This window comes from Streptomyces durocortorensis (assembly GCF_016901035.1).
GTDB classification, from domain to species: domain Bacteria; phylum Actinomycetota; class Actinomycetes; order Streptomycetales; family Streptomycetaceae; genus Streptomyces; species Streptomyces durocortorensis.
The window spans coordinates 8,757-16,763 of the sequence record NZ_JAFEUF010000163.1 but is presented as its reverse complement, the minus strand read 5'-3'; the positions used below and the strand labels follow the sequence as shown (position 1 = coordinate 16,763).

7 protein-coding genes and 1 pseudogene are annotated in these 8,007 nt (G+C 73.3%); 6 read left to right on the top strand and 2 right to left on the bottom strand.

The window, feature by feature from the left end; translation table 11 throughout:
• Positions 1–112: 112 nt before the first annotated feature.
• Positions 113–430 (bottom strand): annotated as a pseudogene (locus JS521_RS25265) (DUF8820 family protein); the annotation flags it as partial.
• 177 nt (positions 431–607) lie between these two features.
• Between JS521_RS25265 and JS521_RS25260 the strand changes: the two are divergent.
• The 6 genes from JS521_RS25260 to JS521_RS25235 are packed head-to-tail and all read left to right on the top strand — an operon-like array spanning position 608 to position 6,858.
• Positions 608–1,558, top strand: a complete 951-nt coding sequence (locus JS521_RS25260; protein ID WP_205085232.1) for an STM4015 family protein — start codon at positions 608–610, stop codon at positions 1,556–1,558.
• Positions 1,559–1,564: 6 nt separating this feature from the next.
• Complete coding sequence (locus JS521_RS25255; protein ID WP_205085231.1) at positions 1,565–2,524, top strand: STM4015 family protein; 960 nt, start codon at positions 1,565–1,567, stop codon at positions 2,522–2,524.
• Positions 2,505–3,662 (top strand): STM4014 family protein, encoded by a 1,158-nt coding sequence (locus JS521_RS25250; RefSeq protein ID WP_205085230.1) that lies wholly within the window; start codon positions 2,505–2,507, stop codon positions 3,660–3,662. The genes JS521_RS25255 and JS521_RS25250 overlap by 20 nt, the downstream gene beginning before the upstream one ends.
• Positions 3,663–3,705: 43 nt before the next feature.
• Positions 3,706–4,551 carry an STM4013/SEN3800 family hydrolase gene (locus tag JS521_RS25245; protein WP_205085233.1) on the top strand — a complete coding sequence of 282 codons (846 nt, stop codon included), beginning with the start codon at positions 3,706–3,708 and terminating at the stop codon, positions 4,549–4,551.
• The gene (locus JS521_RS25240; RefSeq protein WP_205085229.1) at positions 4,548–5,933 is read left to right on the top strand and encodes an STM4012 family radical SAM protein; all 1,386 of its coding nucleotides are present in this window, start codon (positions 4,548–4,550) and stop codon (positions 5,931–5,933) included. The genes JS521_RS25245 and JS521_RS25240 overlap by 4 nt, the downstream gene beginning before the upstream one ends.
• Before the next feature lie 7 nt (positions 5,934–5,940).
• Positions 5,941–6,858, top strand: coding sequence for an STM4011 family radical SAM protein (locus JS521_RS25235; protein WP_205085228.1), 918 nt, complete (start codon positions 5,941–5,943; stop codon positions 6,856–6,858).
• A 10-nt stretch (positions 6,859–6,868) separates the two neighbouring features.
• On the opposite strand, the gene JS521_RS25230 is transcribed toward JS521_RS25235, so the two are convergent.
• Positions 6,869–7,711, bottom strand: coding sequence for an SGNH/GDSL hydrolase family protein (locus tag JS521_RS25230; protein ID WP_205085227.1), 843 nt, complete (start codon positions 7,709–7,711; stop codon positions 6,869–6,871).
• Between the last annotated feature and the right edge of the window lie 296 nt (positions 7,712–8,007).

Below are 8,007 nucleotides of genomic sequence, written 5' to 3'. Positions count from 1 at the left end.
GGCGGCTGTGGGGCGGGGGGCGGGGGGGGTGGGGGGGGGGGGGGGGGGGGGGGCGCGGCCGGGCGCGGCGGGCCCCGGCGGGGCCCCCCCCCCCCCCCCCCCCCCCCCCCCCCACGATGCGGACCGCGCCCGGTGCGTACTCCCGCTGGCGCACGACGCGGAACCAGCCCTTGGGGAGCGGGATCACCGCGTGTTCCTCGTGCACCACCCGTCCGCCCTCCGGGAGATGGAGCAGCATCGGGCCGAACTGTCCCGCTTCCCGGATCAGCCGGCCGGGGCCCTGCACGGCGTGCGCGTGTCCGGTGACCTCGCCCAGCGCGAGGACCAGCCGCCCCCGCCCGTCGCGCAGTTCGCCCGGGGCCTCCAGAAGGGGAGCGGGCACCGCCGACTCCTCCAGCTCCATGATCAGTACATCGCCCTGCCGGTACACAGACGTCTCCCCCCTGATCGCGGCACCCGCTGTGCCGACCCTGCGAAAAACGCTACGGGCAGGGTCTGACAACGGACCGTCGCAACGGCCCGGAGGGGATCCCGGTCGCGGCGTTGTCAGTGCGGCTTGATAGACCTTGCGGACATCAGCCGTCCCCAGGATCAGGAGCTCAGGGCCATGTACGGTGCGCAGCATCTGCACGAGTTCGGCGGCCTTCCGGCCGTCGACTTCCGGCACACGACCGACGAGGGCTCCCGGCCCGCCGCGGACGCCGTGGCCTGGCGCGTCTCCGTCGACCCGTACGACGACGACCGCCCCTGGGAGGAGGAGTTCGCCGATTTCCTGGACACCGTCGATCCTGCCGGGGTCCGGGCCCTGATCATCGGTCAGTGGGGCGAGGCGTACGAGGAGAAGTCCTCGGTTCCGATCGGCCTGGTGATCGCCGCCGCCGACCGGCTGACGTCGCTGGAGGCGGTGTTCGTGGGTGATCTGGAGGCGGAGCAGGCCGAGATCACCTGGATCGAGCAGTCGGATGTCACGGCGCTGCTGGCCGGCTTCCCCGCGCTGACGGAGCTCGGGGTGCGCGGCGGGGTGGACCTGGTGTTCCCGCCGACCAAGCACGAGCGGCTGCGGTCGCTGACCATCCAGGCGGGCGGGCTGCCGGTCGAGGTGGTGCGCGGGGTGCTGGAGAGCGAACTGCCCGCGCTGGAGCGGCTGGACCTCTGGCTCGGGGTGTCCGCCTACGAGGGGAACACCGACGTCGCCGACCTCGCTCCGCTGCTCTCCGGCACCCGTTTCCCCCGGCTGAACCACCTGGGCGTGCGCAACAGCGAGATCCAGAACGAGGTCGCCGCCGCCATCGCCTCGGCTCCGGTCGTCGCCCAGCTGCGGGTTCTCGACCTGTCGAACGGGACGCTGGGCGACGAGGGGGCGGCCGCCCTCCTCGAAGGTCAGCCGCTCACCCACCTGGAAGTCCTCGATCTCCACCACCACTTCCTCAGCGAGGCGATGGAGGAGCGGGTCCGCTCCGCCCTGGAGCCGCACGAGGTCCGGGTCGACCTCTCGGAGAAGTGCGAGCCGTGGGGCGACCGGGGCGTCGAGGGCCGCTACACCGCGGTATCGGAGTAGAGCGACATGACGTATCTCGGCATTGAGCATCTGGAGCGCTTCCACGGGCTGCCCGTCCACACCCCGGAGCCGTCGTCCGGCCCCCTTCCCGCCGCTGACTCGGTGGCCTGGCGGCTGGTGTGCGACTACGACGAGGACGCCGGCTTCGCCGCTCTGTGGGAGCAGTTCCTGGAGACGGTGGACACGACCCGGGTGCGGGCTCTCGTCATCGGCGCCTGGTGGCACGACGAGTACACGCCGATCGATCCGGTGGTGGAGCTGATCGTCGCCCACGCCGACCGCTTCCCGGCCCTGCGCGCGCTCTTCCTCGCCGATGTGGTGGGCGAGGAGTGCGAGGTGTCCTGGCTGAAGATGTGCGACATCACTCCGGTGCTCGAAGCGCTGCCGGCGCTGGAGGAGTTCGGCGTGCGCGGCTGCGGCCGGGAGGGGCTCGCGCTGCGGCCGCTGCGCCATGCGGCGCTGAAGTCGCTGCGCTTCGAGTCCGGTGGTCTGCCCGGCGAGCTGGTGCGGGCGGTCGCCGCGAGTGAACTGCCCGCGCTGGAGCGTCTGGAGCTGTGGTTCGGCAGTACGTGGTACGGCGGCGACGCGACGATCGAGGACGTCCGGCCGGTCCTGGCCGGCGGCCTGTTTCCCCGGCTGCGCCACCTGGGGCTGCAGAACAGCGAGTTCCAGAACGAGATCGCCGCCGCCGTGGGCTCGGCTCCGGTCGTCGCCCAGTTGGAGTCCTTGGCGCTGTCCATGGGCACCCTGAGCGACGCGGGCGGCGAGGCCCTGCTCAACGGGCAGCCCCTGAACCATCTGTCCACGCTCGACCTGCGCCACCACTACCTCACCGAGCCGCTGCTGGACCGCATCAGGACCGCGTGCGCCCCGGCCGTGGTCGAGGGCGGCGAGGCCGAGGAGGACTACGCGGACCCGGACGAGGAAGACGAGGAGCCGGAGCGCTATGTCGCGGTCAGTGAGTAGCCTCGGCGACGGCCCGGTGCCGCGCTTCGCGGTGGTCGGCAATCCGGACAACCGCCGGGTCGCCTTCTTCGAGGAGGCCGTACGGGTCGCCGGCCTGCCGCCGGCCCGGGTCGTGCCCTGGCTCCAGGTGCTGCGCGGCGAGGCGGCGTTCCGTCCCGGCGAGAGCGTGCGGATCGATTCGCCCGGCGAGGACGCCGAGGTGGAGCGGCTGCTGCGCGGGGTCGACGACCCGACCCGGGTGGAGGGTTCCGCCCGGTGGTACGCGCGCTTCACCGCAGCGGTGGAGGCGGTGGCGGGCGCGGCCTCCACGGCGGGCGCCGAGCTGCTGGGCTCCCCCGCCGACCTCGCCGTGCTCTTCGACAAGCGGCTGTGCCACGGCCTTCTCGGCCGTGCCGGGGTTCCCGTGCCCGCCTCGCCGACGTCCGGTCCGGGGGCGGCCCCGGTACGCGGCTGGTCCGACGTACGGGAGTTGCTGCGCGAGCACCGGATGCCCCGGGCGTTCGTGAAGCTCGCGCACGGCTCCTCCGCCGCCGGGGTGCTGGCGGTGGAGACGGCAGGACCCGGCCGGGTCCGGGCGAGCACCTCGGTGGAGCGGGACGCGTCGGGGCGGCTGTTCAACTCGCTGCGGGTCAGGCGCTACACCTCGGAGGCGGAGGTCGGCGCGGTCGTGGACGCGCTGGCCCCGGACGGGCTGCACATCGAGCGCTGGCTGCCGAAGGCGTCACAGCGGGGGCGGGCCGCGGATCTGCGGATCGTGGTGGTCGGCGGCCGGGCGACGCACGCCGTGGTGCGGACGAGCCTGAGCCCCATGACCAATCTGCATCTCGGCGGCGCGCGCGGCGACCTGGACGAGGTCCGGGGCGCCGTGGCGGCGGCGGGCGGGTGCTGGCGCGAGGCGCTGGCGATGTGCGAGCGGGCGGCGGCCTGCTTCCCCGGAACGTCCTGTGTGGGCGTCGACCTCCTGCCCACGGCCGGCTGGCGGCGCTTCGCCGTCGGCGAGGTCAACGCCTTCGGCGATCTGCTGCCCGGACTGACCGGTCTGCCGGGCAGCGGCGCCGAGGGCCTGGACACCTACGCGGCGCAGGTCGCCGCCGTACTGGACCGAGCAAGGAACCACCGTGCCGTCACCGCTACCTGACCCCGCCGCGTCCGACGAGCCGGGCGGCCCCGGCCGGCCCGACATGGGCGAGGTCGTGGGCAGCCACGATCTGCTGCTGGTCACGCTGGACACCCTGCGCCACGACGTCGCCGTCGAGCTGGCGGCCGCCGGGCGCATCCCTCACCTCGCCCGGCATCTGCCCGGCGGCAGCTGGGAGGAGCGGCACGCTCCGGGCAGCTTCACCTACGCCTCGCACCAGGCGATGTTCGCCGGGTTCCTGCCGACGCCCGCCTCCCCCGGGCCGCACCCGCGGCTGTTCGCGGCGCGGTTCGCGGGCAGTGAGACGACGGCGGACGGCACGTTCGTGTTCGACACCGCGGATCTGGTGTCGGGGCTGGCCGCCGAGGGCTACCGCACGGTGTGCATCGGCGGGGTCGGCTTCTTCAACCGTCAGGGGGCGCTCGGTTCGGTGCTGCCCGGAATGTTCCACGAGAGCCACTGGGAGCCCGGCTTCGGCGTCGCCTCCCCCACCTCGTTCGAGGAGCAGGTGACCAGGGCGGAGGAGGTCGTCGCGGCGCTCCCCCGCGAGCAGCGGCTGTTCCTCTTCGTCAACGTGTCCGCCCTGCACCAGCCGAACTGGTTCCATCTGCCCGGCGCGACCCGCGAGGCGGGCGACTCCCGGGCCACGCACGCGGCGGCCCTGGAGTACGTGGACCGGCACATCGGCCGGCTCTTCGCCGCCGCGAGCAGCCGCCGCCGGTGCTTCGCCATCGTCTGCTCCGACCACGGCACCGCCTACGGCGACGACGGCTACACCGGCCACCGGCTCGGCCACCCGGCCGTCTGGACCGTCCCGTACGCCCACTTCTTCCTCGAACCGCCCGCACCGCTCCAATCCGTACCGCTCGAACCGGGGGCCGCCCGATGACGATCACCACCAGCACTCCCGTCCTCCCCGCCGTCCGGCCGTACGAGAGTTACGTCTACGCCTATCCGCACAAGACGGCCTACCGTCCGCTGGAGGACCGCCCGGCCCTGCGGTCGCTGTGGGCGGCGGAGCCCAAGGACGCGCTCTCCCTCTATATCCACATACCGTTCTGCGAGGTCCGCTGCGGCTTCTGCAACCTCTTCACCCGCATCGGCGCGCCCGAGGAACTGACGACGCGCTACCTGGACGCGCTGGACCGGCAGGCGGGGGCCGTGCGGGACGCGCTGGGCGACGCGGAGCCGGTGCAGTTCGCGGCGGCGGCGTTCGGCGGCGGGACGCCGACGTTCCTGACCGCCGGGGAGCTGGAGCGGCTCTGCGACATAGCCGAGAAGCGGATGGGTGCCGAACTGCGCTCGGTGCCGCTGTCGGTGGAGACCTCGCCGTCCACGGCGACGGCGGACCGGCTGGCGGTGCTGGCCGACCGGGGCACCACGAGGATCAGCATCGGCGTGCAGAGCTTCGTGGACGAGGAGGCCCGGGCGGCCGTCCGTCCGCAGCGCCGCGCCGACGTGGAAGCGGCGCTCGGCCGGATCCGTGACGCCCGGATCCCCGTGCTGAACATCGACCTGATCTACGGCATCGACGGGCAGACCGAGCGCAGCTGGCTCGCCTCGCTGGACGCGGCGCTGGCCTGGCGGCCGGAGGAGCTGTATCTCTATCCGCTGTACGTGCGCCCGCTCACCGGCCTGCACCGCATCGGTCCGGCCGTGACCGGCCCCGAGGCGCAGGCCCTGGAGGAGGCCGCCTGGGACGAGCAGCGGCTGCGGCTCTACGCGGTGGGGCGGGACCATCTGCTGGTCCACGGCTACGAGCAGGTGTCGATGCGGATGTTCCGGCGGACCGACGCCCCACGAAAGCAGGAGGGCCCGGAGGACTACGCCTGCCAGACCGACGGCATGATCGGCCTGGGCTGCGGGGCCCGTTCGTACACCTCCGCTCTCCACTACTCCTTCGACTACGCGGTGGACATGCGGGAGATCCGGTCGATCATCGACGACTTCACCGCCACCGAGGACTTCTCCCGCGCCGAGGTCGGCCGGTACGTCGACGCGGACGAGGCGCGCCGCCGGCATCTGCTGCAGTCGCTGCTCCAGGCGGCGGGGCTGCCGGTGGCGGATTACCGGGCCCGCTTCGGTACGGATCCGGGTGCGGACTTCCGGGCCGAGCTGGCGGGGTTCGCGGCGCGGGGCTGGCTGGACACGTCGGCGCCGGACGGTCTGCTGCGGCTCTCCCCGTCGGGTCTCGCCCACTCCGACGCGCTGGGCCCGGCGCTGTTCTCCCCCGGGGTGCGGGCGGCGATGGCCGCGTACGAGCGGAAGTGACCGGGCCGTGGACCTGACGATTCTCTACCGGGGCCCGCTCGCCTCCTGCGACTACGACTGCCCCTACTGCCCGTTCGCCAAGCGGCGGGACAGCCGGGCGCAGCTCACGGCGGACCGCGAGGCGCTGGAGCGGTTCACCGGCTGGGCCGCGGCACAGACCGGCGACCGGCTCTCCGTGCTGTTCACTCCGTGGGGCGAGGGGCTGGTGCGCTCCTGGTACCGGCGGGCGCTGACCGACCTGTCGCACCTGCCGCACATCGGCCGGGTCACGATCCAGACGAACCTGAGCGGCCGTACCGACTGGCTGGACGACACCGATCCGGAGCGGATAGCGCTCTGGTGCACGTACCACCCGGGGCAGACCCCGTACGCGCGGTTCCTCGGCAAGTGCCGGGAGCTGTCCGCGAAGGGGATCCGCTACAGCGTGGGCGTGGTGGGGTTCGACGAGCATCTGGAGGAGGCGCGGCGGCTGCGGGCGGCGCTGCCGGGCGAGGTCTACCTCTGGGTGAACGCCGCCGAGGGGCACACGTACACCGACGAGGAGGCGGCGCGGTGGACGGAGCTGGATCCGCTGTTCCCCTACAGCCGCGATCCGCACCGTTCGGCGGGGCTGCCCTGCCGGACCGGCGAGTCGGTGATCTCGGTGGACGGGGACGGCACGGTGCGGCGCTGTCACTTCGTCAAGGCGGAGCTGGGCAATCTGTACGACGGCAGCTACCGCCGTGCGCTCGGCCCGCGGGCCTGTCCGCTGGCCGTGTGCGACTGCCACATCGGCTATGTGCATCTGGAGTCGCTGCCGCTGTACGACGTGTTCGCGGGCGGTGTCCTGGAGCGGATACCGGCCGGGTACGGCACGGGCACGCCGCCGGACGGGCTCGTCGTGCCGAACCCGTCCCGGCGTGCGCTTCCTCTGCTGGAGCCCTGAGAGGCCTGGGCTACAGGGGCAGCAGGTCCGGACGCTTCGCCTCGACGTGGTCCCCGGAGGACTCGCCGCGCAGCCGTCGGCCGATCCAGGGCACCAGGTATTCGCGGGCCCACTGGATGTTGTCGCGCCGTTCGTCGAAGGGGCGGCGCTGGGCCTGCGGCGGCCAGGGCTGGTCCGGGTCGGCGGGCAGCTCGTGACCGAGGACCTGCGCGGCGCGGAGCGCGACCCGGGTGTGGCCCTCGGGCGACAGGTGCAGCCGGTCGGCGTCCCACGCACGCCGGTCCTGGACGGAGCGCAGCGACCACAGGTCCAGCACGGGGCACCTGTAGCGGTCGGCGATGGCCCGCAGATGGACGTTGTACGTGGCGATCTTGCCGCGCATGTGGCGCAGCACCGGGACGCCCCGGGTGTCGAAGCCGGTCGTGACCATGACCGTGCCGACGGCGTTGCTCAGGTCGGCGACGGCCCGCTCGAAACGCTCGGCGAGGTCGTCGGGGTCGGTGCCGGGCCGGATGATGTCGTTGCCACCCGCGCAGAAGCTGACCAGGTCGGGCGCCAGTTCCTTGGCGCGCGGGATCTGCTCCTCGACGATCTGGTCGAGGAGACGTCCTCGTACGGCGAGATTGGCGTAGCGGAAATCCCCGTGCGGGGAGTCCTCGTGCGGGAAGTGCTCGGAGCCGGCCGCCGGGTCGGGGGCCGGGAGCCGGTCGGCGAGGAGCACCGCGAAGCGGTCCGCCCAGCCGACGAAGGTCCCGTCGGGGCCGGGGTCGCCGACGCCCTCGGTGAAACTGTCGCCGATCGCCGCGTACGACCCGATGATGTGCTGCTGGTTGTTTCTCGAATCGTCTGCCACAAGGACTTATCCTGCATCGTCCGATGTGACCTACGCGACCGTAATACGGGGTTGACGGGTGGTGAGATAGACCACCCGGTCAGTTTTTGGTAAACCCGGAATAAAGAGAGGGGGGGGGGGGGGCCCCGGCCCCCCCCCCCGCGCCGGGGGGGGGGGCGCGCGCCGGGGGGGGGGGGGGGGGGGGGGGGGGGGGGGGGGGGGGGGGGCCCGGGGGGGGCGCGCCCGCGGGTGCCGCGGGGGCCCGCCAGGGCGGCGAGCCGGTCGAGCAGTTCCTTGTCGGTGAGCGCCGGGCTGTC